Here is a 280-nt window from a genome sequence, read left to right as displayed (position 1 = left end):
GACATAAGCACTTCAAGCATGTTGTCTAAGCTTGACGAATCAGAGCCCGTGCTATTAACCAGCGGTGTTAGCTCATTCAGATTGGGTAATTTGGCAGATTTTAATTTTGGTGTGCGTGCCTCAGACCAGTTACGGTTACCGGTAATGGTGTTTAATTCGCCATTGTGCGCAAGATAGCGAAACGGCTGTGCCAATGGCCAGCGTGGTAGCGTATTGGTTGAAAAACGTTGATGAAATACCACAATATGTGATGCCAAACGTTGATCTTGGAGATCTAGAA

General features: G+C 44.6%; 1 protein-coding gene. It reads right to left on the bottom strand.

The features are described 5' to 3' along the window. On the bottom strand, positions 1-280 hold a 280-nt coding region (locus AAEZ03_RS27015; RefSeq protein ID WP_350582888.1), incomplete at both ends, for a hypothetical protein.

Source organism: Pseudomonas sp. HY2-MNA-CIBAN-0224, from assembly GCF_040310285.1.
Lineage (GTDB): Bacteria > Pseudomonadota > Gammaproteobacteria > Pseudomonadales > Pseudomonadaceae > Aquipseudomonas > Aquipseudomonas helleri.
The sequence above is the reverse complement of the archived record's forward strand: the minus strand, read 5'-3'. Positions and strand labels throughout refer to the sequence as shown.